This window comes from Paenibacillus sp. FSL H7-0756, from assembly GCF_038006765.1.
Lineage (GTDB): Bacteria > Bacillota > Bacilli > Paenibacillales > Paenibacillaceae > Paenibacillus_AQ.
On record NZ_JBBOVT010000001.1, the window covers coordinates 678,480 to 703,015 of the forward strand.

At 53.8% G+C, this 24,536-nt stretch carries 21 protein-coding genes, 1 rRNA gene and 1 other RNA gene; 3 read left to right on the forward strand and 20 right to left on the reverse strand.

Going from position 1 to position 24,536, the window contains the following annotated elements; genetic code table 11:
- Nucleotides 1–82 precede the first annotated feature (82 nt).
- From NST04_RS02950 to rpoE, 15 genes are all read right to left on the reverse strand, one after another.
- Nucleotides 83–1,643, reverse strand: a 16S ribosomal RNA gene (locus tag NST04_RS02950).
- Between the two features lie 303 nt (nt 1,644–1,946).
- A complete protein-coding gene (locus NST04_RS02955; protein ID WP_341183108.1) occupies nt 1,947–2,213 on the reverse strand; it encodes a pro-sigmaK processing inhibitor BofA family protein in 267 nt (88 codons plus the stop codon).
- Between the two features lie 28 nt (nt 2,214–2,241).
- Entirely contained in the window at nt 2,242–2,508 is a 267-nt protein-coding gene (locus tag NST04_RS02960; protein ID WP_341183109.1) for a DUF2508 family protein, read from the reverse strand.
- Nucleotides 2,509–2,710: 202 nt separating this feature from the next.
- Nucleotides 2,711–3,310, reverse strand: coding sequence for a recombination mediator RecR (recR, locus tag NST04_RS02965; RefSeq protein ID WP_036698882.1), 600 nt, complete (start codon nt 3,308–3,310; stop codon nt 2,711–2,713).
- Nucleotides 3,311–3,346: 36 nt separating this feature from the next.
- Nucleotides 3,347–3,658: a YbaB/EbfC family nucleoid-associated protein gene (locus tag NST04_RS02970; RefSeq protein WP_036698884.1), complete on the reverse strand. Its 312-nt coding sequence runs from the start codon at nt 3,656–3,658 to the stop codon at nt 3,347–3,349.
- A gap of 49 nt (nt 3,659–3,707) precedes the next feature.
- On the reverse strand, nt 3,708–5,477 hold the full coding sequence (gene dnaX / locus NST04_RS02975; protein WP_341183110.1) for a DNA polymerase III subunit gamma/tau: 1,770 nt from the start codon (nt 5,475–5,477) through the stop codon (nt 3,708–3,710).
- 206 nt (nt 5,478–5,683) lie between these two features.
- Nucleotides 5,684–5,952: signal recognition particle sRNA large type (gene ffs / locus NST04_RS02980), an RNA gene on the reverse strand.
- A gap of 47 nt (nt 5,953–5,999) precedes the next feature.
- Nucleotides 6,000–6,197 (reverse strand): 50S ribosomal protein L31, encoded by a 198-nt coding sequence (rpmE, locus tag NST04_RS02985; RefSeq protein WP_036698887.1) that lies wholly within the window; start codon nt 6,195–6,197, stop codon nt 6,000–6,002.
- Nucleotides 6,198–6,321: 124 nt separating this feature from the next.
- Entirely contained in the window at nt 6,322–7,599 is a 1,278-nt protein-coding gene (locus NST04_RS02990) for a radical SAM protein (RefSeq protein WP_341183111.1), read from the reverse strand.
- Between the two features lie 25 nt (nt 7,600–7,624).
- A complete protein-coding gene (gene rho / locus NST04_RS02995; RefSeq protein ID WP_036724456.1) occupies nt 7,625–8,983 on the reverse strand; it encodes a transcription termination factor Rho in 1,359 nt (452 codons plus the stop codon).
- Between the two features lie 145 nt (nt 8,984–9,128).
- A complete protein-coding gene (locus NST04_RS03000; protein WP_340750375.1) occupies nt 9,129–10,382 on the reverse strand; it encodes a UDP-N-acetylglucosamine 1-carboxyvinyltransferase in 1,254 nt (417 codons plus the stop codon).
- Nucleotides 10,383–10,579: 197 nt separating this feature from the next.
- Nucleotides 10,580–11,434: a class II fructose-1,6-bisphosphate aldolase gene (gene fba, locus NST04_RS03005; protein WP_341015360.1), complete on the reverse strand. Its 855-nt coding sequence runs from the start codon at nt 11,432–11,434 to the stop codon at nt 10,580–10,582.
- A gap of 205 nt (nt 11,435–11,639) precedes the next feature.
- Entirely contained in the window at nt 11,640–12,026 is a 387-nt protein-coding gene (locus NST04_RS03010) for a response regulator (RefSeq protein WP_036698896.1), read from the reverse strand.
- A gap of 292 nt (nt 12,027–12,318) precedes the next feature.
- Nucleotides 12,319–13,926, reverse strand: a complete 1,608-nt coding sequence (locus NST04_RS03015; protein WP_341149806.1) for a CTP synthase — start codon at nt 13,924–13,926, stop codon at nt 12,319–12,321.
- Nucleotides 13,927–14,268: 342 nt separating this feature from the next.
- Complete coding sequence (rpoE, locus tag NST04_RS03020; RefSeq protein ID WP_036724449.1) at nt 14,269–14,832, reverse strand: DNA-directed RNA polymerase subunit delta; 564 nt, start codon at nt 14,830–14,832, stop codon at nt 14,269–14,271.
- Nucleotides 14,833–15,378: 546 nt separating this feature from the next.
- On the opposite strand from rpoE, the gene NST04_RS03025 reads away from it, so the two are divergent.
- The gene (locus NST04_RS03025) at nt 15,379–16,641 is read left to right on the forward strand and encodes a S8 family peptidase (RefSeq protein WP_341183112.1); all 1,263 of its coding nucleotides are present in this window, start codon (nt 15,379–15,381) and stop codon (nt 16,639–16,641) included.
- A gap of 134 nt (nt 16,642–16,775) precedes the next feature.
- On the opposite strand, the gene argS is transcribed toward NST04_RS03025, so the two are convergent.
- The 5 genes from argS to NST04_RS03050 all read right to left on the reverse strand — a co-directional run bounded on the left by argS (nt 16,776) and on the right by NST04_RS03050 (nt 21,265).
- Nucleotides 16,776–18,461, reverse strand: a complete 1,686-nt coding sequence (gene argS / locus NST04_RS03030) for an arginine--tRNA ligase (RefSeq protein WP_341183113.1) — start codon at nt 18,459–18,461, stop codon at nt 16,776–16,778.
- Entirely contained in the window at nt 18,458–18,901 is a 444-nt protein-coding gene (locus NST04_RS03035) for a DUF1934 domain-containing protein (protein ID WP_341183114.1), read from the reverse strand. Before NST04_RS03035 ends, argS begins: the two co-directional genes overlap by 4 nt.
- A 115-nt stretch (nt 18,902–19,016) precedes the next feature.
- The gene (locus tag NST04_RS03040; protein WP_341183115.1) at nt 19,017–19,685 is read right to left on the reverse strand and encodes a GNAT family N-acetyltransferase; all 669 of its coding nucleotides are present in this window, start codon (nt 19,683–19,685) and stop codon (nt 19,017–19,019) included.
- 38 nt (nt 19,686–19,723) lie between these two features.
- Complete coding sequence (locus NST04_RS03045) at nt 19,724–20,392, reverse strand: GNAT family N-acetyltransferase (protein WP_341183116.1); 669 nt, start codon at nt 20,390–20,392, stop codon at nt 19,724–19,726.
- Between the two features lie 15 nt (nt 20,393–20,407).
- Nucleotides 20,408–21,265 (reverse strand): carbon-nitrogen hydrolase family protein, encoded by an 858-nt coding sequence (locus NST04_RS03050; protein ID WP_341183117.1) that lies wholly within the window; start codon nt 21,263–21,265, stop codon nt 20,408–20,410.
- 254 nt (nt 21,266–21,519) lie between these two features.
- Here NST04_RS03050 and NST04_RS03055 point away from each other — a divergent pair, with 254 nt between their 5' ends.
- Both NST04_RS03055 and NST04_RS03060 read left to right on the forward strand, forming a co-directional pair.
- Entirely contained in the window at nt 21,520–23,592 is a 2,073-nt protein-coding gene (locus tag NST04_RS03055) for a transglycosylase domain-containing protein (protein ID WP_341183118.1), read from the forward strand.
- A gap of 99 nt (nt 23,593–23,691) precedes the next feature.
- Nucleotides 23,692–24,369 (forward strand): DNA-3-methyladenine glycosylase, encoded by a 678-nt coding sequence (locus NST04_RS03060; RefSeq protein ID WP_341183119.1) that lies wholly within the window; start codon nt 23,692–23,694, stop codon nt 24,367–24,369.
- The last annotated feature ends 167 nt before the right edge of the window (nt 24,370–24,536 follow it).

Here is a 24,536-nt window from a genome sequence, read left to right on the forward strand (position 1 = left end):
AGTGTCCGAACCCGAAGGTTCTATTGTGGAAGCTTACGCTTCCGATTTGAATGTTTCCGTTGCAGGAAACGATTCTCCATAGAAAGGAGGTGATCCAGCCGCACCTTCCGATACGGCTACCTTGTTACGACTTCACCCCAATCATCTACCCCACCTTCGGCGGCTGGCTCCCTTGCGGGTTACCCCACCGACTTCGGGTGTTGTAAACTCTCGTGGTGTGACGGGCGGTGTGTACAAGACCCGGGAACGTATTCACCGCGGCATGCTGATCCGCGATTACTAGCAATTCCGACTTCATGCAGGCGAGTTGCAGCCTGCAATCCGAACTGAGACCGGCTTTGCTGGGATTGGCTCCACCTCGCGGCTTCGCTTCCCGTTGTACCGGCCATTGTAGTACGTGTGTAGCCCAGGTCATAAGGGGCATGATGATTTGACGTCATCCCCACCTTCCTCCGGTTTGTCACCGGCAGTCACTCTAGAGTGCCCAGCCTTACCTGCTGGCAACTAAAGTCAAGGGTTGCGCTCGTTGCGGGACTTAACCCAACATCTCACGACACGAGCTGACGACAACCATGCACCACCTGTCTCAACTTTCCCCGAAGGGCACCTGATGCATCTCTGCTTCGTTAGTTGGATGTCAAGACCTGGTAAGGTTCTTCGCGTTGCTTCGAATTAAACCACATACTCCACTGCTTGTGCGGGTCCCCGTCAATTCCTTTGAGTTTCAGTCTTGCGACCGTACTCCCCAGGCGGAGTGCTTACTGTGTTAACTTCGGCACCAAGGGTATCGAAACCCCTAACACCTAGCACTCATCGTTTACGGCGTGGACTACCAGGGTATCTAATCCTGTTTGCTCCCCACGCTTTCGCGCCTCAGCGTCAGTTACAGCCCAGAAAGTCGCCTTCGCCACTGGTGTTCCTCCACATATCTACGCATTTCACCGCTACACGTGGAATTCCACTTTCCTCTTCTGTACTCAAGTCACCCAGTTTCCAGTGCGACCTCAGGTTGAGCCCAAGGTTTAAACACCAGACTTAAATAACCGCCTGCGCGCGCTTTACGCCCAATAATTCCGGACAACGCTTGCCCCCTACGTATTACCGCGGCTGCTGGCACGTAGTTAGCCGGGGCTTTCTTCTCAGGTACCGTCACTCCGGTAGCAGTTACTCTACCGGACGTTCTTCCCTGGCAACAGAGCTTTACGATCCGAAAACCTTCATCACTCACGCGGCGTTGCTCCGTCAGGCTTGCGCCCATTGCGGAAGATTCCCTACTGCTGCCTCCCGTAGGAGTCTGGGCCGTGTCTCAGTCCCAGTGTGGCCGTTCACCCTCTCAGGTCGGCTACGCATCGTCGCCTTGGTGGGCCGTTACCCCACCAACTAGCTAATGCGCCGCAGGCCCATCCCCAAGCAGCAGATTGCTCCGCCTTTCATTCTCTCCTCAGGAGAAGAAAGAAATTATCCGGTATTAGCTACCGTTTCCGGTAGTTATCCCAGGCTTGAGGGCAGGTTGCCTACGTGTTACTCACCCGTCCGCCGCTAAGTTTGAAAGGAAGCAAGCTTCCTTTCAAACTCCGCTCGACTTGCATGTATTAGGCACGCCGCCAGCGTTCGTCCTGAGCCAGGATCAAACTCTCCAAATTGGTATTTAGAAAGAGCGATTGCTCATTTTGAAACATCTGACGAGAATTTACATTCTCATTTTTGGATCTCACCGAAGTGATTTCCCACTCACTCGTTGTTCAGTTTTCAAAGATCAATGTCTCATCTTTTGTCGTTGATGTTTGTCTCAGCAGCGACCTTTATAATATATCACAGCACCCTTGTTTCAGTCAAGCGTTTTTTTAATTTCTTTTTTCGCTTTAGCTTCCAGCAAGTGATCCGAAGATCTCCTGTCCAAAGGGCCGAGACTTAATGTATCATGAATCAGGAGCCTTCGTCAACCTTTAAAACAAAGTTAATTTTAAACCCAATAATAGCACCACTCCCGGCAGCCCAAGAATGGTCACAGCACCTATGGTTGTTGGGTTAAGCGGAATGTGCAGATCATTTACAACTCCTGAGAAATTGATGATATAAATGCCGAGCGCCGCCAAAATAAGATGGGTTCCAAATACACTCAGCCAGGCCCAGCCCAGTCTTTTCCTGAATACAATCAGGACCAGCAGCGCTGCAGATATAATCAGTACACCCATAGCAACAGTTCTTAGCATCGTTCTCCTCCTCGCAGACTCGGTCTGTTCATACTTGCAGCTGGCTCCGGTTAAGCCCCAGCCGCTTGGCATCCTTAAGATGTATCTGATATTTACGTTCAGCCGCCTCAAGAATATAGATCGCATAATCAATCTGATCCTGGCCCAGTGCCTCATCAAACATCAGGTAAGCCCGCTCCCATTCAGACTGCGCTTTACGCACCTCTTGGTACACCGTGCCCCATTCCTCTTCCGTCTCCACTGCCTTTGCCTTATCCGTATTCCCGCTCAGCCACTTGGTACTCCACCAACCCATTGCAATCCCTCCTAAGTTATATGAATAACTGCAGATGCAACCATGATTCACACCCGTTAATCTCATACATATCGGAATAGGGACAAACTTAGAACCGGGAGCGGGGTCTTAGCAGAACTTTTAACAGCGTATCAGCGGTTCTTCCGAAATTAAAAAAAGGAGCCCGAGGGCTCCCTACACTTATAATACAACAGCACAACACTCAGAACAGCTCACGACGGCCTTCCAGCGCCTTCGACAGGGTTACCTCGTCCGCATACTCAAGATCGCCGCCTACAGGCAAGCCATGGGCTATCCTGGTGATCTTAATCTCAAAAGGACGGACAAGACGCGAGATATACATGGCCGTGGCTTCCCCTTCAATGTTGGGGTTGGTCGCCATAATCAGCTCCTTCACCCGCTCATCGCTGAGTCTGGTTAGCAGTTCCTTCAGCCTTATATCATCCGGCCCTATGCCTTCCATCGGCGAGATTGCACCCTGGAGCACATGATAATAGCCGTCAAATTCCTTGGTTCGTTCGATAGCCACCAGATCCTTCGAGTCCTGAACCACACAGATTACCGAAGCATCGCGGGTTTTGTCCTGGCAGATCCGGCACGGGTCGGTATCCGTTATGTTGCAGCAGACCGAGCAGTAATGAAGATTACGCTTGACGCTGACCAGGGCTTTGGCGAAATCAATCACCTCATCCTCCTTCATGTTAAGCACATGAAAGGCCAGCCGGGCAGCTGTCTTCGGACCAATCCCGGGCAAACGTGTAAAAGCTTCTATCAGCTTGGCTAGCGGTTCTGGATAATACAAAGTATCGGTTCTCCTTTGGCAGGGAGTGGAGTAAGCCTAGAACAAGCCAGGAATCTTCATTCCGCCTGTGAATTTACCCATATCGTTGTTCGCCAACTCTTCTGCCTGGGTAAGAGCATCATTAACAGCAGTGATCACCAGATCCTGCAGCATTTCGATATCCTCCGGATCAACAACCTCCGGTTTGATCTGAATGGACAGCAATTTCTTGTGTCCGTTCACTTGAACGGTAACCACGCCGCCGCCGGAAGAACCTTCAATCGTCTTGCTGCCCAGCTCTTCCTGGGCTTTTAGCATCTGCTCCTGCATCTTCTTAACCTGCTTCATCATTTGGTTCATATTATTCATACTTCATCTCTCCTTTAGGATGCGCACTTCTGCGCTGATAGCTGAATCCTTATTCTTTTATGACAACAAGGTCTTCTCCAAAGAGCTGGATCGCCTCATCAATCCATGGTTCGGACTTGCCTTCGCCGCTCTCATGCTCATGCTCCAGACGAAGCTCCTCTGTTCCGGCCGAGGCCGCAGACTTCGTCGCCGCTTCATTCCAGTCGCGCATCATCATAGTAACCAGCCGGTACGGCTTGCCCAGCTTGGCATTCATTACGTTCTCGATGACCTGACGGTTCGCAGGCTTCTCGGTGGTATCCCGGTGAATGGTATTCTTGAAGGCAACCAGCACGGCATCCTCCATCACCGCCACAGGCTCACCGTCCACAAACCACGCATGTACCGTAACCTTCTCTTCCTTCACACCCTGAAGAACAAGACTCCACTGCTTATAGACCGCGCTAAAATCAGGACTGTCCTTACCCGCAATAAACTTATCCAGCTGCGGGGGGAGCTTCGAGGCTGAGGATACGCGCGGAGCGCTTGGCGGGGCAGTGCGCTGGGCTGCCTGCTCACGCCCGCCGCCGGCAACTCCGCCAGCTTGAATAGCCTGCTCCAGCTTCTTCTCCAGTGCGGCAATCTGCCGTCTAAGCTGATCCAGCTCACTGGACTGTACCTGCGGAGAACTATTCGCGGCTGAAGACGCGGCAGAACTCTCTGCCGGATCGCCTGCAGACGGAGCAGCAGCATCCTGCGGACCACTGCACAGCTTCATCAGCGCTACCTCGAATATGGTTTGCGGATGTGTAGCATACTTCATCTCTCCCAGATAACGGCTCAGCGTCTCCACAATCAGGAATAACCGGTCACGGGTAAACGCCTTGGCCATATCGCGGAAATCGGCCGGATTCAACACGCGGTCGGTTAGCTGATCCGCTCCAGGCACCATCTTGATCATCAGTAAATCACGGAAATAATACAGAAGATTCTCCAGGCATTTATCTGCGCTCTTACCCTCATGCATCATCTGCTCCACAAGCTCCAGCAGCTGCCCCATGTCACTCTCAAGAATAGCGTTCGCCAGACGCGCGAACTGCTCGGAGGGGATGCCCCCGGTCATGCCCAGCACCTGCTGATAGGTCACATTCCCGTCAGTGAAGGAAGAGATCTGATCCAGAATGCTAAGCGCATCCCGCATCCCGCCGTCAGACAGGCGGGCGATATACTGGAGAGCATCTGCATCTGCTGTAATGCCTTCCTTCTGGCAAATCTCTGTCAGGCGGCCCGTCTGTTCCTCCAGCGAGACCCGTCGGAAGTCAAACCGCTGGCAACGCGAGATGATCGTAGCCGGCAGCTTGTGCGGCTCTGTGGTCGCCAGTATAAACATCACATGCTGCGGAGGCTCTTCGAGCGTCTTCAGCAGGGCATTGAATGCCTCTGTTGTCAGCATATGCACTTCATCAATAATATACACTTTACGGCGTACTTCGGTAGGTGCATATTTCACCTTATCCCGCAGATCGCGAATCTCTTCAACGCCCCGGTTGGATGCCGCATCTATCTCCTGGACATCCATGATGTTGCCTGCCGTAATCCGCAGACAGGACGGACACTCATTACAGGGCTCAGGACCCGGGCCCCGCTCGCAATTGACTGCCTTGGCCAATACTTTGGCCGCACTCGTCTTACCGGTCCCCCGCGGTCCGCTGAACAGATAGGCATGCGAAACCCGCTGTTCACGGATCGCATTCTGCAGCGTCTGGATAATATGCTGCTGCCCTACCATATCTTGAAACGACTGCGGCCGCCAGGCACGGTACAGCGCGATATGTTCCACTATGCATTACCCTCTCTCAGGCTGCCGCTTTCCGGCATTTGTCGCTAATTTATTATACTATATTCCCAAGTCTTTGACCAAGCAGAAGCGGCTCACCATCCGATAAGGAAGGATAACAACCAGAGCAGGAACAATAACTAGCATACCTAGAAAAACAAAAAGCGTCTTTGCTTGTAGCAAAGACGCTATCATCATCCTTATTTAAACCGTGCACCTGTTATTGATGGCTGCGATCCAAGCGGTAACCCTACAAAACTGCTCGGGCTAGGCCACCCTCCGGCACAAGAGCAAACTCGCTTATGGCTGCTTCCTTCCGGACCTGACCAGGTTCACAAGCACTCATTGCGGAGGACCCAACCGTCAACACAGCCCATAGGAACCAAGGCCTCACATCGACAGCACCTCTAACAGGAATTCAACCTCGCTACAGCGGATTGCGAGTTACAGGGCACCGCTACCTCCCCGTCTAGCACGGCGAAGATAAGTATAGCTTACAGACAGGCAAAAATCAACTGTGCAATATTAGATGCCATATTTCTTCTTGAATCTGTCCACACGTCCGCCGGCATCCAGGAACTTCTGCTTACCGGTGAAGAACGGGTGACAGCTTGAGCAAATTTCGACGCGAAGCTCCTGTACTGTCGAGCCGGCTTCAAAAGTGTTGCCGCAAGCGCAGGTTACCTTCGTTACATTGTACTTGGGTTGAATGGTTGTTTGCATATAAAATCTCACCTCTCACGCCCTAAGCCTCATGCGGGCCTAGAGTTATATGATTACGCAAGCTACATTCTAGCATGTGAAGCCCAGGCTCTGCAATAGGCCAGCCGTTCTTAAAACCTAAAGCCTAAAGCTGCACTCTGCGCTGCTTGGCACGGGCCAGCTCAGCAGGGGGAACATGGGTGAAGGAACCAATTACAACCTCCGGGAGCTCCTCACGGAAGATCTCTAGCATGGTCTTCATGCCAAGGATCTCGCCCCGTGCAGGGGGAATAAGCTCCAGATAGCTCTCCGGGTCAATATTGAGATTACGCATCTGAATTAGCTTAAGATCGGTACGTCTGACGAACTCCACCATCGCTTCAATCTCTTCCTCACGGTCAGTAACCCCCGGGAAAATCAAATAGTTAATGGAGGTATATACGCCTTGTGAGGCAGCGTACTTCAGCGACTTCTCTACGTTAGCCAGCGTATACCCGCGAGGCTTGTAATAGGCGTTATAATGGTCATCCAGCGCGCTGATGGTACTAACCCGCATCAGATCAAGACCGGCATCGACAATGCCGCGGATATGATCGCTTAAGCCGGCATTGGTGTTGATATTGATATAGCCCATATCGGTAATGGACCGGACTTCACGGATAGATTCAATAATCAGCTTCGCCTGCGTAGAAGGCTCACCTTCACAGCCCTGTCCAAAGCTGACAATGGATTCCGGCGTCTTCAGGTGCTCCAGCATCACTTGCGATACTTCGTTCACAGCCGGACGGAAGTTCATCCGGGTCTGCGGGGACACAAACCCGCTGTCATCGGGCTGTTCAGAGATACAACCGAAGCAGCCGGCGTTACAGGAGTATGAGACCGGAACAGCCCCTTCCCAGCGGCCTAGGAAGGTATTGGACGAGGTTAAGCATTCATATTCCAGCGCACAGTTGGACAAGTGATTATACAGGCGGTTCTCCGGGTACTTGGCAGTCAGTTCGCCCACACCGGTCTTCACATCGTCCCGGTCGCAGTTAAGCGGGTTCCACTGCTCCGGATCATCAGTAAGATCAGCCGCCACATAGAAACCGCCGTCCTTCCATACTACAGCGGAATATCCAAAGAGCGGAAGCTTGTAGGTCTTGTCTGTCTTGACGTAACCGGGAAGGCACAGACGGGTGTATCCCTGCGGCAGCAAGGCTCCGACAGCCTGCGAACCTGCCGGCAGGGGCAGCATCTCACCGGTCTCCGGATTCATCCCAATCGCCCGCGTGCTCGGAAGCCCGACCAGCGTAGCCCCCTCAGGCAGCGGAACCAGCTCTTCCTCCAGTATCTCAACGATCATATCGCCACTGCGGGCCAGGCCATACAGCTCGGGATGATCATATACGTTTCCTTGTTCGTCGGCATATACCAAATACATGTTATTCTCCTCTTGTTATCTATTCTCAGGTAGTCGGCACAGTAGGCGCCTTGGGACGCGTGGTGCGGCGGGCGGACGAGCCGCTGTTCGAGGTACCGCCTTTGCTGGCCGTACCGCTTGCTGACGAGGAGTCCTTGCCTCCAGCCACATCGAAGGAGGCCAGGAACTCCGCATTCGTCTTGCTGTCACGCAGCTTCTTCAGGAATCCTTCTACGAAGTCATAGGATTCATTCATATTTTTACGGATCGACCAGATTGTATCCAGCTCTTCCTTGCTAAGCAATACTTCTTCACGGCGTGTACCGGAACGGCGGATATCGATTGCCGGGAAGATCCGGCGTTCAGCCAGCTTACGGTCCAGATGGAGCTCCATGTTCCCTGTACCCTTGAATTCCTCATAAATAATATCATCCATCCGTGATCCGGTATCAATCAGTGCGGTGGCAAGAATAGTTAAGCTGCCGCCCTCCTCCACGTTACGTGCGGAACCGAAGAACCGTTTTGGCCGATGGAACGCGGCAGGATCAATCCCTCCGCTAAGCGTGCGGCCGGATGGCGGAACTACGAGATTGTAGGCACGGGCAAGACGGGTAATGCTGTCCAGCAGAATGACAACATCCTTCTTGTGCTCTACCAGGCGCAGCGCACGCTGGAGTACAAGCTCTGCTACTTTGATATGATTCTCCGGCAGCTCGTCAAATGTCGAAGCCACTACCTCACCTTTAACCGAACGCTGCATATCCGTTACTTCCTCGGGACGTTCATCAATCAGCAGAACAAACAGTGCAATCTCGGGATTGTTCGTAGAGATACTGTTGGCAATTTCTTTGAGGAGGAGCGTCTTCCCTGCTTTGGGAGGTGCTACAATCAAACCGCGCTGCCCCAGACCTACAGGAGCAAGCAAATCCATGATACGGGTCGATAAATGGGTTGGGGAAGTTTCGAGCGGCAGCTTATCTTGCGGATAAAGCGGCGTAAGCGCCGGAAAATGTAACCGTTCAGCTGCAGTTGCCGGGTTCTCGCCGTTGACGGCATTCACCTGCAAGAGTCCGAAATAGCGTTCGTTCTCTTTGGGCGTCCGGCATTTCCCGGAGACCAGGTCACCGCTTCTAAGGTCAAACTTGCGGATCTGCGATGCGGAGATATAAATATCCTCTGCACTTGGCAAGTAGTTGATCGGCCGAAGGAAGCCATAGCCTTCCGGCAGAATCTCAAGCACGCCTTCCATAAACATTAGGCCGCTCTGCTCTGCCTGTGCTCTAAGAATAGCGAAGATTAACTCCCGCTTCTTAAGCGTTCCGTAATAAGGGATCTGGTATTTCTTGGCCAGCTTATACAGATCGGTAAGCTTCATTTCTTCCAGATCGGAAATTTGAAGATCCATGTGCTATAACCACCTATTCAATTTGTGTATGATGAGTTCTAAACTATGAGTCTATGAAAATGCTTATTAGGATAGGATTACCCGAATTGGAAGGAGATATGCACTGAGCAGCCAATTTCTGTCCATACCAATCCGGGTATTCTCCTTATTCGTTCTCGCGCCAGACATCGGCTCCCAAACTGCGAAGATTACTTACGAGGTTGTCATAACCGCGGTCGATATACTCTACACCTGTCACTTCGGTGATACCTTCTTCAACAGTAAGACCGGCAATCACCAGGGCTGCGCCTGCACGAAGATCAGCGGCCTTCACTTTGGCTGCATTCAGCGGACCGCCTTCAATGATTGCGGAACGTCCTTCTACACGAATCTTAGCGCCCATGCGAACCAATTCAGGAACATGCTTGAACCGGTTGCTGTAGACGAAATCGCTCAGGACGCTAACGCCTTCAGCCTGAGTCAGCATACTCGTCATTGGAGATTGCAGATCAGTTGCGAAACCGGGATAGATCAGCGCCTTGACATCCGCGTGCTGGTACTTGGCCTTGCCGATCACCCGGATACTCTCATCCAGTTCTTCTATGTCTACTCCCATTTCCAGCAGCTTGGCAGTGAGCGCCTCCAGATGCTTGGGAATCACGTTATCAATTAAGACATTGCCCCGCGTAGCCGCAGCGGCAATCATATATGTTCCAGCTTGAATACGGTCAGGAATGATCGAATGGCGGCAGCCGTGCATTTCACTTACGCCTTCAATCCGGATCGTTTCGGTACCGGCGCCCTTAATAACAGCGCCCATGGAGTTGAGCAGGGTAGCTACATCTATAATCTCAGGCTCTTTAGCCGCATTTTCAATAATTGTAGAGCCTTTGGCACGGGAGGCCGCGAGCATAATGTTAATGGTGGCACCGACACTGGATACATCCAGATAGATCTTAGCACCGCGCAGTTCTTTGGCATACAGGTGAATCGAGCCATGATCATTGGTAACAGTCGCACCAAGCGCCTCAAAGCCTTTGATATGCTGGTCAATCGGACGGGGCTCAAAATTACAGCCGCCGGGTAATCCAATGGTCGCTTCCTTAAACCGGCCCAAAAGTGCGCCCATCATATAATAAGAGGCCCGGAGCTTCTTCACCGGTCCGTTAGGCATGGGAATGGATACGATACGGGAGGGATTAATTCTCATTTGGCTGCCTGTCCAAGACACGCTCGCGCCAAGCTCCTCCAGAATTTCGGAGTAAACGGCAACATCACTAAGCGCAGGCAAATTATCCAGCACAACTTCAGACTCCGCCAAAATTGCTGCGGGAATAAGCGCAATGGCGCTATTCTTTGCTCCGCTGATGGTAACAACGCCCTCTAGCGGACGTCCGCCGCCAATCATTAATTTTTCCATAAATTTATCTGGTTCCCCCTACGTGTATTGCAGCTTGTTGTGGCAATACCAGTTGTGGCTTAAGGTGACATAAGGACTACACGTGATTGGTGATTAGAAGAAGAAACGGCTGCGCCGTCCTTACCTGAAGGACGGCACCCGTTTCTGAGGAAAACGAAATAGCTTGTGCGGAAAAACGTTATGCGGCAGGGTAATACTTAGGCTTTGTTGTTGGATCCGAATTCGCGGATTTTGCCGATAACAGTCTGCTTGATAGCATCGCGGCCTGGTGCGATGAATGTACGCGGATCGTAAGCATCCGGCTTAGCAGCAAGAACTTCGCGGACAACCTTAGCGAACGCGATTTGGTTCTCAGTGTTAACGTTGATCTTGGAAGTACCCAGGGAGATGGATTTCTGAATGTCATGTACCGGGATACCAGTACCGCCGTGAAGTACCAGCGGAAGGTTGACTGCATCGCGGATTTCTTCCATTTCCTTGAATCCAAGGTTTGGTTCGCCCAGGTAAGGACCGTGTACGGAACCCAGTGCAGGAGCCAGAGTGTCGATGCCTGTTTCTTTAACGATGCGTACGCATTCGTTAAGGTCAGCGTATTGGATGCCGCCGATAACGTCATCTTCCTGTCCGCCTACAGTACCAACTTCTGCTTCTACAGAAACACCTTTAGCGTGAGCATAGTCAACGACTTTTTTAGTCATTTCAATGTTCTCGTCGATTGGGTGGTGGGAGCCGTCGATCATTACGGAAGTGAAGCCGGCATCGATAGCATCTTTACATTTGTCAAAGCTTGAACCGTGGTCCAAGTGGATGGCTACAGGAACGGTGATTTTCATGTCATGAATAAGACCTTCAACCATCTTAACTACTGTGGTGAAGCCGCCCATGTGACGAGCTGCGCCTTCGGATACGCCAAGGATTACCGGTGACTTCTCTTCTTCTGCTGCACCAAGAATCGCTTGCGTCCACTCCAGGTTGTTGATGTTGAACTGGCCAACTGCATATTTTCCTTCAAGTGCTTTGGTCAACATGTCTGTCATAGATACTAATGGCATGGTTTCAATCCTCCTAAAATATTGGGTTGCTTATATAAGCCGACATCACATACAGGCCTATTATAGCACATCCTGTGTTAAATACTAAATAGGATACACAAAAAAATGTCCCGGTGGGACGATATTCAGCCAACCCTTTGCCGGCGGATCATTTCCTCTTTTAGCGTATCCATAACAGGATGTCCCCAAACTCTATTTTTCTAAGCTAGCTGCATTGGTCTACTGATTTGTTGTGCAGGTGCATATTGACGGCAACACGCATCTCATCGATATCAAACGGCTTGGTAAAATGCATCAGGGCTCCCAGCTTAGTCGCTTCCTTAATCATGTCGAGCTCTCCGTAGGCCGTCATCATAATGACCTTGATCGCCGGATTAAGCTCCTTCAGATGCTTGAGAATCTCGAGTCCGTCCATCCCCGGAATTTTCATATCCAGCAAGACCATATCCGGCGATTCGTTCCTGACAATGTCCAGCGCCAATTTCCCGTTAGCTGCCTGAAAGGTGGCATAACCTTCACTATTGAATACTTCCATGAGAAGAATCCGGATTCCATTCTGATCGTCGACGATTAACACTTTCTTCTTTTCCATACGATACCCTCCCAGAGTTTAAGGCAGATTGTCCATACCGCGCCCTCTCAACAGCTAACGGCCCCGCTTCAACTTAGTCTATACGAAACCTATTATTCGTGCTTTGCAGCCAAAATCCTGCTAATTGGCTAAAATGCGTAAATCTATGCCATATAAAGGAGGAATTCCGCTGAAAAAGCGGGAATACAGTCCCCTTGCATTCCGGGAGCTATTGTGTAAAGGAGGTGTTTTCAAAAAAGAAGCTCCCTTACCGGGAGCTCCCACAGGCCTGTGTGGCCTAGTCATTCTATAATTACATTTGCTCGGAATGTGTAAGTGAGGCTTTGACAAATTCACGGAACAGCGGCTGCGGACGGTTCGGACGGGAGGTGAATTCCGGATGGAATTGCACAGACAGGAACCACGGGTGACCCGGCAGCTCGACAATCTCCACCAAACGTCCGTCAGGGGAGGTTCCGGAAATAACCAGACCTGCCTTCTCCATCTCATCACGGTAAGCATTGTTGAACTCATACCGGTGACGGTGACGCTCATAGACCAGCTCATCGTCATAGCAGGACATAGCCAGGGAATCCGGCAAAAGCTTGCAAGGATACAGACCGAGGCGCATCGTGCCGCCCATATCTTCGACATCCTTCTGCTCTGGCAGAAGGTCAATCAGCGGATGCGGAGTCGCAGGATCGATCTCGGAGCTGTTCGCTCCTGCCAGTCCCAGCATGGAACGGCCGTACTCGATGACAGACACCTGCATTCCCAGGCAAATGCCGAAGAACGGGATGGACTGCTCCCGCGCATAGCGGATGGCCGAGATCTTGCCTTCGATTCCCCGGTCGCCGAAGCCGCCTGGAACCAGAATGCCGCCGATGCCGCCCAGCAGCTCGTCCACATTCTCATCGGTCACCAGCTCTGCATCGACCCACCGGAGCTTCACTTCGGCATTGGAGGCAAATCCGGCATGGGACAGGGATTCAACCACACTCAGATAAGCATCGTGCAGCGCCACATACTTGCCGACGATAGCAATCTCAACGGTACGCTCCAGCTTCTGAATCCGCTCCAGCATGCTCTCCCATTCACGCATATCCGGCGCAGGAGTAGTCAGCTTCAAGTGGTTGACGACAATCTCATCCAGGCCTTCGTCGCGCAGATTCAGCGGCACCTCATAGAGCGTCGAGGCATCGCGGCATTCCACAACGGCGTTCGCATCGATATCACAGAACAGAGCCAGCTTGGCTTTCATATCGTCGGTGAGCGGATATTCCGTACGGCATACGATCACATTGGGCTGAATCCCGATGCTGCGCAGCTCCTTGACACTGTGTTGGGTCGGCTTTGTTTTGACTTCTCCGGCTGCTTTGATATAAGGAATCAGGGTCACGTGAATGTACATGACATTCTCCCGGCCGATGTCGCTCTTGATCTGACGGATCGCTTCCATGAACGGCAGACTCTCGATGTCGCCCACAGTGCCGCCTATTTCGGTAATGACTACATCAGAGCCGGTCTCACGGCCCGCACGGAAGACACGTTCCTTGATTTCATTCGTAATATGCGGGATAACCTGCACGGTTCCCCCTAAGTATTCCCCGCGGCGTTCTTTGCTGATAACCGAGGAATAGATTTTGCCTGTGGTTACGTTGCTGTTCTTGGACAGGTTAATGTCAATAAACCGCTCGTAATGCCCAAGGTCAAGGTCTGTCTCCGCCCCGTCATCAGTCACGAATACTTCCCCGTGCTGATAAGGACTCATTGTTCCCGGGTCCACGTTAATGTAAGGATCGAATTTCTGGATCGTTACCTTGAGACCTCTGTTCTTGAGCAATCTGCCCAGCGAAGCAGCGGTAATGCCTTTGCCAAGGGAAGACACAACGCCACCCGTTACGAAAATATACTTTGTCACTGTAAAACCCTCCTAAATAAAGTCCAGAAATTCAGGGGACGCTTGCCTCTTATCGTATCCCTTTTTTCCATCATCCAACCGGGGAACCCGAAAGTTGCTTCCACTCGCCAAAATTCAAGGCCGGCAGCCTGGAAACCGCGGAAAACCGCAGCTTCTTGGCATACAAATTAAGCGAATCCTATCCATCTTATCTTGTAAAAAAACAAAAAAGTGACACCCGTAGACCCGGGGCACTTTTTATTTTAGAAAACAATATTAACTTTCATTATAAGCCCATGCAATAGTTTACTCTGAGCGTCCCGCCCCTGTCAAGGGAGGAATTGCGCCGCTGCAAAGACTGTTCTAAAATTTATCTTCCTCGTCCTCATCGTCGGCATCGTCTTCTTCGCCGTCTTCGGAATCTTCATCATCCGATTCGTCTTCGTCAATGTCGTCTTCATCGATGACCACATCTTCGTCAACTTCCTCTTCGCTGTCGTCGTCGGAATAGAGGTCGTCGCGATCTTCATCAATCGCATCGAAATCCTCTTCCTCAGCAGCATAATTCTCTTCTTCATCGGTAAAGTCGTCATCTTCCAGATCGTCGTCTTCATCGTTGATGATCCGCACACGCTTGGTGTTGCCGACAGGGTCATCGGAGCGTTCGAGCGGGTACCAGCGCTTCAGGCCCCACAGGTTGGTTCCGACACAGGCAAAACGCCCGTCAATATTAATCTCGGTATATAGCTGGGCGATCGTATCTTGGCTCTCTTGATCGGTCAACCCGCGCAGCTTGGCAACCTCCACCATCAGATCACGGTAGTAGTAAGGCGTATTGGCTGCCTTAAGCACCAGGAAGGCCAGGTCTACCATCGGCATTTCTTTTACTTTCTCAGGGTCCAGCTTTAAATTGAGTGGCGTACTCACTAAAGGACACTTCCTCTCGCGCATTGTTCACATTAAATCATGCTTCGTTCATGATATCCATTAACAAAACTAAGTAAAACCTATTTGCGGGTAAATTGCAAGTCTATTGCAGCAAGATCGGGGAAACAGAATCCGCGGCCCTGGCGCTGGCAGAAGGCTTGTCCGCCTGGACCGGGCAATAAATGGGATGAGCATGAAGAGACTTATACAAGTGGAAACGGCTTTACTGTCCTAATTAAAGGGCGGTACCGTTTCAGCGAGTAATAGAAGGATAAGTTATCGTGTGAAACCTATATATTCTTATACTTTTCCCCAAAAAGGCGGAGGGGGTACCCCTCCGCGCATGACTGTATCCACGCCAAGGATCGGCTCCTTACGGGATGTTGCAGGGCGCCTCGCGGTTCCCTCTGTTTATTTTATGTCAACTCCAGCCTTTTGACACGATGGGCAGCCTATTTCGTTAAAAAAGGGCAAGTTCCCATTCGGACGCCATCCCCCTTTCATACAATATGTCAGCACGGCACCGAGGAGGGGACGGCGTAACCTATGGATTATTACGGATTTTGGCAGATGCTGCTTGAAGAAATGAAGGCTGCCTCCAAAAGTGCACCACGGCACATTGTGACCTTCAACGACCCCCGCATGTATGCCGGCGCATTATCACAGTGGAAAGCTCTGAAGAGTAAGAAGCCTGGCCTGCGGCAGGTTCAGGTCTCTACCCTGATCCGGGCTTTCTTCGTGCCCGCCGCAGGAGCAGAGCGGCTGATGAACCGTTATGCGGATTCCCTCTGTATAGAAGAAGACCACCGGATTAAAGTCCACTCGCCCCTGGCGGACAAAAGCGGTTCCTCTCTGATGCCCTGGGGAATCAGGGCCATCCGCGCTCCGCAGGCCTGGTCCAGATCTACTGGCGTGCATGTGAAGATCGGCGTCATCGATACGGGCGTCGATTTCCGCCATCCTGATCTCAGGCATTCCCTGGCCTCCGGGATCAACCTGCTGAACCGCGGCATGATGCCGCTGGATGACAACGGCCACGGCACGCATATTGCCGGCACCCTGGCGGCAGCCGGGGGCGCGCGCAACATGATGGGCGTAGCCCCCCGGGCGCTGCTCTATCCGGTCAAGGCCTTCGACCACAACGGCTCCGCCTATGTGTCGGATATTGTCCTTGGCATCGATTGGTGCGTGCAGAACAAAATCGATATCATTAATATGAGCTTCGGGATGAGGAACCGGAGCAAGGCTCTGCATGATGTGGTGATCAAGGCCTACCGGGCCGGGATCGCCATCATCGCCTCCTCCGGCAACGACGGCAAGCGCGGCGGGGATTACCCCGCGCGCTATCCGGAGACTATTGCCGTAGGCGCCCTTGACAGAAGGCAGCGCGTCGCAGCCTTCAGCAACCGCGGACCGTACATCGATGTGTACGGCCCGGGCGAGGGCATCCCCTCCTGCTGGCTGCGGGAGGGGTACAAGGAAATGAGCGGCACCTCCATGGCGACCTCCCATGTCACCGGTGCCGCGGCCCTGCTGCTCGCGCTGCGGCCGGGGCTGTCGCCCCGCGAGCTGAAGCTGCTCTTGCGCCGCACCGCTTCGCCGGTGCGGCTGCGCAAGGGCCAGCGCCGCTCGTCGCTGGGCGGCGGCGCGGCCGATGCGCTGCGGCTGCTGCGCGTAGGCATCCGGGCCCGGCGCGGCAGCGGAAGCGCCGGCAGCACCGCAGGCGGCAGCGGAGCCGGTGGCAGCGGCGGCGCTAGCGGCGGCGGAAGCAGCAGCGGGGCGAAGGCCGCTGCTATGGTGAAAGCTTAAGGGCAGGCCTAAGATGTGGATGCCTTGGCGCAAGTGGAAACGGCTTTGCTGTCCCTGTAAAGGACGGTACCGTTTCAGCGGGAAATAGAAAAACGCCGCCCCCATAAAACAGGGGCGGCGCTTTCCAAGTAGAGTTACATCCGGTCCGGTGCGGTAACACCGACCAGCCGCAGGACGTTGGCAATGGCCGTCCGTGCAGCGCCCAGCAGGGCAAGGCGGGCTACCGTCTGAGCGGCATCCTCAGTAATTACGCGCTCTGCCTTGTAGTAGCTGTGGAACAGCGAAGCCAGATCGTATACATAGCGTACCAGGCGGTGCGGCGCATAGCCCTCGGCGGCAATGGTGATCTCCGCAGGCAGCTCACCGATTTTGCGGAGCAGATCATATTCATGTGCGGCAGTCAGCTTGCTGTAATCAATCTTGTCAGCATCCGGCACTACAATCCCTTGCTCCTCCGCTTGGCGGAATATGCTGCAAATCCGCGCATGTGCGTACTGTACATAGAATACGGGGTTCTCATTGGATGTCGAAATCGCCAGATCCATGTCAAAGTCCAGGTGCGAATCCATGCTGCGCATAGTGAAGAAGTAACGGATCGCGTCGATTCCGACTTCCTCCATCAGGTCTTCCATCGTCACGGCCTTGCCGGTACGCTTGGACATCTTGACCTTCTCGCCGTCCTGGAACAGGCTGACCATCTGGGCGATCAACACCACGAGCTTCTCGGGATCATTCCCGAGCGCCGCCATCGCCGCCTTCATCCGTGGAATATAGCCGTGGTGGTCGGCTCCCCAGATGTTGATCATCGTGTCGTAGCCGCGGCCGTATTTGTCGCTGTGATAGGCGATATCCGGTGTGAGGTACGTATACGTGCCATCGTTCTTGATCAGCACGCGGTCTTTATCATCGCCGTATTTGGTGGTCGCAAGCCAGGTGGCGCCTTCCTTCTCATAGACTTCTCCGCGCTCGCGGAGCTCATCCAGCGAACGCAGCACTTCTCCGTTCTCATAGAGGGAGGTTTCACTGAACCAGATATCGAAGTTGACCCGGAACCGGCTGAGGTCGCGTTTGATTTTGTCGAGCTCCTTGGCAAGCCCGTAGGTACGGAAGAATGCCGCCCGGTCGCCCGGTGTCATAGCGAGCAGAGAATCGCCCTTCTCCGCCACCAGCTCCTTGGCGAAGCCCTTGATATCCTCTCCATGATAACCGTCCTCCGGCATCTCGGCCGGCTGGCCGAGTTCCTGCAGGTAACGGGTCTCGATGGATTTGCACAGATTGGCGACCTGGTTCCCGGCATCGTTAATGTAGTACTCGCGGGTCACGTTGTAGCCGGCATAATCCAGCACGTTGCACAGGGCATCGCCGACCGCCGCGCCGCGGGCATGTCCCAGATGAAGGCTGCCGGTTGGGTTCGCGCTGACGAACTCCATTTCTACACGCTTGCCCTGGCCTATGTTCACACGGCCATAACCTTCACCCTGCTCGGCCACAAGTGCGATCACGGGGTAGAGATAGCTTTTGGACAAAGTGAAGTTAATGAAGCCCGGTCCGGCAATCTCCGCCTTCTCAATAGAAGCACGGCCGGTATCCAGATGCTCGATAATAGCCTCGGCGATCTGCCGGGGATTACGCTTAGCGATCTTGGTCAGCTGCATCGCAGCGTTCGTAGCCATATCTCCATGGGCCTTGTCCTTCGGCACTTCCAGCACAATGGCCGGCAGCTCTTCGCGGGACACCAGACCTGCGGCTACAACCGCATCGGCGATGGCCTCCTTCACCCGTTCATGGGCAAGCTGGAGCGGATTTAAAGATTGTGTCATGATTGTGGTTCCTCCTGTATATTCAAACTTATAGCGAACTGTCCTGATATTTCCCCGTATACGTAGAGATCATATTCCCATGAAACGGCAAGCGATCTTCCTTCGCGCTTGATGTCCAGTGTCTTCGTGTCTGTGGTGAGATTGAACTGTGTATAAGGCGAGCGGTAGAATCCGGGCAGCGGTTGCCCCGGCTCAAAGGACTGCTCCGACTGGACAGCGCCATGGCGGATCAGCTTGATTCTGCCCTCTGAAATCTTCAGCGTGTTGCGTACCACGGCCGCTGTGCCTTCGGGTCCGGTCTGCTGCTCTTCATAAATGATGTACAGCGACTGCCCCTTGGCAATAGCCTCTCCTGCAGCATGAACCACACTGCGCTCTGTACCCTGCACACTCTCCAGCGTTACCGAAACGCCGTATTTGCCTTGCGGTCCTTCAGTCATCACACGTTCCCCGCTTATTCGTACTTGTAATCATAGAGGTCATATTCGCTTTCCCATTGTACACTATATCCAGATCAGGAGGGCAATTCAATCGCTTTTTCATCTGCCCCTGCCCTCACAGCGGCAATAACGCCACACTCTCCCTGCCGCGAAGCCGGCTGATCATCGATGTCCAGGCTTCCGGCTTGTCCGCAAGCACGGCGTAATAACGGGTCAGGAAATCGGCCACCAGCGGTGCCGCGATGCTCTCCAGCTCCTCATCTCCGGGCATGAAGCAGAGGTCCAGACCGGACACCGCCTCGCCATCCCCCTGCCAGGAAGGGTGGACATAGGGAATATCTATTCTTTTATAGCCCAAATGCGACAGAACTTCACGGCGGACGTACGGGTCCATCGGCTTAATTCCGCCAAAATCATACCCCACACGATACGGATCATAGATCTCAGCGAACATCCCCAGCAGCTCCGTATGATTCTCAGCCGCCAGCTTCTCCAGATCCTTCAAGCGTTGACGCGCCAGAAAACGGCCAATGCCCAGCCCCTCACGGCCAATGATGGTGAAATCGGTCATCGCCACATTCCAGTCGGCATAATACCGGTATTCGGTAGTACCCACAACCTTCCCTTCATGCACTGCAGCGAACACACGTATTCCCGGATCGGCAAGCGGCTCCTTCCACAGGCTATACTCCAGCACTTCCTCAGGCGGAAATACATCCGACAGCAGCTGATGCACCTCTCTGAACAACGGGTCTGTGATATCTGTAATTCTTCTATATTCCATAATCAAGGGATCTCCTCCAGGTGATAGGCTGTATTCATTTATTTAAAAGGATTCCGCCATTCCATCAGCGCTGCGTAATTCCCTGATTCCTCGTCCTCCAGATAGCCCGCGACCACACTAACCGGAGACCGGCCGCACCGCAGCAGAAAAGTAATCACCGGATCAGACCAGCTTCCGGCGACGACCCCGGCCAGATACTCTTCCGCTGTCAGCTGACCGGCCACCCTGTGATAGCCCGGCATCCGGCCTGCTCCCAGCAGCCGCTCCAGCTTCAGTTCCACGACCACATGGTATAACGACTGGACCAGCTCCTTGCCCAGACCCAGCTTGCGGTATTTGGGACGGACACACAAATCCGCTATGTACAGCGTATTCCCGTCTGGCTGATGCGAAGTGAGGTATCCGTCTGCCGTAACCTCTGACCACGTATGATGAAGCGCCGGCGCCTCCGGGTCGAAATTCATCAGGAATCCGGTAACCGATCCGGCCAGTTCCCCGTCCACCTCTACACATAAGGCCCCTTCCGGAAAAAACGTCACGTGATTCAGCAGCTGCTCCCGGTTCCACCACAGCTCCGCAGGATAAGGCGGCGGGAACGCCTCGGACTGAATCGTAATCAGCTCAGTGAAGTCAGCTTCCGTATAGGAACGGATCACCGCAGGCACCGGCGTCTTGCCGTCCAGAGCGTAGAACTTCTTATAATACATACGTTAGTCTCCCCCTTACGTCCAGTCGGTGTACAGGTCGGTGCGGCGGTCACGCCACGTGGTTACAGACCCGTGTTCCCGGACGCGGTACAGCAGCTCCAGATCCAGATCGGCAGTGATGATCATATCATTGTTGATCTCTCCTTCGGCCAGCAGACCCTGCGGAGGGAACGGAATGTCATTGGGTGTAATTACCGCTGCCTGACCGAAGTTGGCCCGCATCAGATCAACGGTAGGCAAGGAGCCAACGGTCCCTGTCAGCACCACGTAGACCTGATTCTCGATAGCCCGGGCGTGGCTCGTATATCGTACCCGGTGAAAGCCGTGACGGTCATCCGTGCAGGACGGGCAGAAGATCACATCTGCGCCTTTGGCCCGGGCCATGCGCACAATCTCAGGGAATTCAATATCATAGCAGGTAAGCATGGCAATGGTCCCATGGTCTGTCTGGAATACCTGAAGCTCCTCACCGGCCCCCATATTCCAGCCCTCTACCTCGGCAGGGGTAATATGCAGCTTGGCCTGCTCGGCAATTCTTCCGTCCGGGTAAAAAAGATGGGCTACATTATATAGCTTGCCGCTGCGCCGCAGCACATGGGTCCCCCCAATAATATGTACGGCGTACTTCCTGGCGTACCCGGAGAACATCTCCAGGTAACGGTCGGTGAACTGCGGCAGATCCTCTATCCCCAGCGCTTCCCCGTCCCCGCCTCCGATCGACATCAGCTGTGTCGTAAGAAATTCTGGGAAGAGGATAAATTCAGCGCCGTACTCTCCGGCCGTCTTGATATAGTGCTCACACTGGGCAGCAAACTCCCCGAAGGAAGAGATGGTGTGCAGATGATATTGTACAGCAGATACGCGAAAAGCCATGGCGGCAGTCCTCCCGGGCATGATAGTTACATGCAATCTCATAAGTATCTAAAATTTTACCATAACCGTTCACAAAATCACACATGGCGCAGAGGACGCATGCTCCCCGGTTCTCCGCCTGGTTCGACAAGATCCGCTTTCTCTGCCAACGGTGAATATCTCTTCTCATCCTTTCCCATAATGAGGATACAAGCAGCGGCAGCCCTCTTGGTGCCAGCCTGCGTTACTGCTTGAATTCGAAGGAGCCTGATACCATGACGCGCGATTCCGCCACACCCAAAGTCCGCAAACGCCGATTCCGCCTGCTCTTTCGGCTGCTGGTTGTCTCCGCCCTGCTGTTCGTGCTGGCCGCCGGCGCTCTGCTTGGATACCTATATCAGAAGCCGCTCCCCCCGCTCGGGGATGATGTCCGCTCCAGACTGCTTGACGCCAGGGGCAATGTGATGACCACCTTCACTACAGACGGCCGCAGCCGCGAGCCTGTTGAGCTTAACCGGATTTCCCCGCTGCTCATCAAGGCTACGCTGGCTGTGGAGGACCGGAAATTCTATAATCATATCGGCTTTGATCTGAAAGGCATGGGGAGAGCGGTACTCGCCAATCTGGAGGCGGGCAGACGCACGCAAGGAGCCAGTACCTTAACCCAGCAGCTCGCGCGCAATCTGTACCTGACCCATGAGAAGACCTGGACCCGCAAGGCTAAGGAAGCGCTATATACCCTGCAGCTGGAAATGAAATACTCTAAGGATGAAATCCTGAATATGTATTTAAATGAGATCTACTATGGCCACGGCGCTTATGGAATCGAGGCTGCGGCCCGGATGTACTTCGGCAAGGCTGCCGCAGATCTGGATCTGGCGGAGAGTGCACTCCTGGCCGGAGTGCCCAAGGGACCCACCTATTATTCTCCGTATAATCATCTGGACAGCGCCTTGAAGCGTCAAGGCATCATCCTGGCCGCTATGGTCGATACGGGGGATATTACGGAATCGCAGGCACAAGAGGCAGCTAAGGAGCAGCTGAAGCTAAGCCCGCAGGGTCAAAAGGATACCACGGTGGCTGCACCCTATTTCCGCGATTATGTACGCAGTCTTGTGATCGACAGCCTGCATATCAGCAGTGACGAGCTGGACCGGGGCGGGCTAAATGTCTATACGACACTTGACCCGGATATGCAGCAGGCTGCGGAAGCGGCGGTGGATCAGGGCATGGACCACAGCAGCGATCTGGAGACGGCCCTCGTCTCTGTTGATCCCCGCACCGGCTATGTGAAGGCTATGGTCGGGGGTACGAATTACCGGACGAGCTCCTTCAACCATGCGCTGGCGAAGACGCGCCAGCCCGGCTCTTCCTTTAAGCCAATTATGTATTTGGCAGCTCTGTCGACCAAAGAAATGACAGGCTTATCCGTCTTCAACAGTCAGCCGACACTGTTCCATTATGATAACAACCGCAAGACGTACCAGCCCCGGAATTTCGGGGATAAATATCTGGGAGAGATTAATATGCGGCAGGCCATTGCCGCGTCCGACAATATCTATGCAGTGAATACTATTATGAAGATCGGGGCTGATAAGGTCGCCGCTATGGCGGCCGCCATGGGGATTAACAGCCCGCTGCAGAGCGTTCCTTCTCTGGCGCTAGGAACCTCGCCTGTCAGCCCGCTGGAGATGGCCTCAGCCTTCGCAGTGATTGCCAGTGGCGGAGTGAAGCAGCCGGTCACTGCGGTCCTGAAGATCACCGATGCGGGCGGACATCTTCTATATGAAGCTCCGCAGCCTGAGGGTCAGCCCGTGGTTGAGCCGGCAGCGGCTTACGTACTAACCCGGCTGATGGAGGGGGTCTTCGAGAGCGGAGGCACCGGGAACCGGGTGGCCTCGATGATCAAGCGTCCGGTGGCCGGCAAGACCGGCACTACAGATACAGACGGATGGATGGTAGGCTTCACGCCTGAGCTCTCAACCGCCGTCTGGGTCGGATACGATAAAGGCCGTGATATTGCGACCACCGACGGCAGACGGGCAGCACCTATCTTCGCCGGATTCACGGAAAAAGCACTGGAGAATGTGCCGCCGAAGATTTTCCCCATTCCCGATGGCGTAGTCAGCGTATATATCGATCCGCTGTCCGGCATGCTGGCTACAGCAGACTGTCCGGAGAAAAAGCTGGAGACCTTCATCAGCGGCACAGAGCCTACCGGTTATTGTGACCAGCATAGCTCCGGTGAACCCGGCACTTCCGGCAGCACCGCTCCTCCGGGTTCTGCCGACCCGGTAAAGGAAGAGCATTCCCTTTGGAATAATATCAAGCGCTGGTGGATGAACTAACCTGGGATTGCCGCCCCCCGCTGCCCTGCGTTACGATGGGGAGACCGGCAGAGGCGTACGCCCGCCTAACTCCGCCGCAGGAAGGTGTGTCACCCATTCATGAAGCCGAATCATTCCCCGGGCCTTGAGCCGGAAGCGCCACAGCTGCTGCAGCCTGAGCTCTATAAGCTCGCGGCAGTTGAAGCAGCGCCGCGTCTTCTTGGCCAGCATCTGGTCCGCCGCACGGAAGACGGGGACATCCGTTGCCGCATTGTAGAGACCGAGAGCTACGGAGGTGCCGAGGATAAAGGCAGCCATGCGTATGGCAGCCGCCGGACCGCCCGGACGGAGGTCATGTTCAGCGCCGGAGGTGCAGTGTATATATGCCTGATCTACGGCATGTACCATTGCCTGAATGTCGTAACTGCCGCCCTGGATGAGCCGCATGCCGTTCTGATCCGGGCCGTAGAGCCGCTTACGGAGAGAGATGCCGAGCTTATGAAGGAATACAGGGGAGTTGCCGTCAGGAAGCCCTCGGACCTCTCCGGCGGGCCGGGCAAGCTGTGCCGGGCGCTGCGGATTGACAAGAGTCTTAACCATTCCAGATTCGATCTGCCGGAAGGCCCGCTGAGCATCGAGCAGGGGGAAGACCCGGAGTCCCTGGATATTGTCCAGGCCCCGCGCATCAATATTCCTTATGCGGAAGAGTATGCCGGGCTCCCCTGGCGCTTCTATCTGCGGGGCAATCCTTATGTCTCGGTCAACGATCCGCAGGCACAGCCCCACAAGCTGTTCTAAAGACCTATACTGCTGTTTCGGCTGTGGTATATTGGGTATTAATAAGAGAACCCTAATCAGCCTCTCCCCTGGGACTTCCCAGGCGGAGAGGTTTTTCTTGTATTTTTGATCTCCGCATTCTCAGTCGCCAAAAAATGATAAACACTCCTATAAAATGACAATAAATC